Below are 1,083 nucleotides of genomic sequence, written 5' to 3'. Positions count from 1 at the left end.
CTCTGGTTTAAAGATTTTCTGTGTTGCATGATTTTTTTTGACAAAGGTAGGCGTCTGGATCATGCCAGGAAAGATGTCATTGCTGGGGTGGATACAATGGCAATGACTTTGCCATAACATCTGTTACTATGATCGACGTCTCAATTGGCGACAATGGAATACAGGAGCTATCCTGATGAGTGGCAGTGAAACCCAGTTACAGTAGGATTTGTAATCCAGTGAAAATTTTAAATCTTAAATAACAAAACATGAAACACAAAACTTTAAAAAACTTATTAATGATTATTGCTGCAATGGTCATTACAACAGCGTGTGAAAAGGATGAATTAGGAAGTGATAGCGGCTCACAGTATGGAACATTCACCGACCCAAGAGATGGTGAAGTGTACCAAACCGTTAAAATTGGCGGACAGATTTGGATGGCAGAAAAAAGAGACACCCAAAAGGGAGATGCTCAATCGAACATCTCCTAAACTAAAGGTGACGGACAGGCTGTTTATGTAAACGGTTTTCGCATGTGGGATCGGGTTCCGTGGGGAATAAAACTATGTTTGTTAATCCCAATTTGGTTATGGTGGTATTAAAATATATTTCTGTCAGGCATTAAAGATGAATGTTTCACCCATAAAAACTTATGAATTATGAATGGAACCGGACCAGATAAGAACGAGAAATATCCTTTGAATGGACAAAAGAGGCTTTGTTTTCTCAAGAATATTATAACAAATTCTAATATTATAGTTGGTGATTATACATATTATGATGATTTTGAAGATGCCTTGAACTTTGAAAAAAATGTAAAGTATCATTATGACTTCATCGGTGATAAATTGATAATCGGGAGGTTTTGTATGATTGCACCTGGGGTGGCTTTTATAATGAATGGAGCCAATCATCAATTGAATGGAATTACGACATATCCATTTAGTCTTTTTGGAAACGGGTGGGAGAGAGTTATGCCAACATTAAAGGATTTGCCGATTAAAGGGTATCCACCCCAGCAATGACATCTTTCCTGGCATGATCCAGACGCCTACCTTTGTCAAAAAAAATCATGCAACACAGAAAATCTTTAAACCAGAG

1 protein-coding gene and 1 pseudogene are annotated in these 1,083 nt (G+C 37.3%); both read left to right on the top strand.

Annotation, left to right across the window (positions count from 1 at the left end; translation table 11 throughout):
- Positions 1 to 248: 248 nt before the first annotated feature.
- Entirely contained in the window at positions 249 to 473 is a 225-nt protein-coding gene (locus BY457_RS18880; protein WP_146131019.1) for a hypothetical protein, read from the top strand.
- Between the two features lie 168 nt (positions 474 to 641).
- A pseudogene (locus tag BY457_RS18875) lies at positions 642 to 989 on the top strand (hypothetical protein); the annotation flags it as partial.
- Positions 990 to 1,083: the final 94 nt, after the last annotated feature.

Origin of the sequence: Marinilabilia salmonicolor (genome assembly GCF_003003035.1) — a bacterium.
Taxonomy (GTDB): Bacteria; Bacteroidota; Bacteroidia; order Bacteroidales; family Marinilabiliaceae; genus Marinilabilia; species Marinilabilia salmonicolor_A.
The sequence above is the reverse complement of the archived record's forward strand: the minus strand, read 5'-3'. Positions and strand labels throughout refer to the sequence as shown.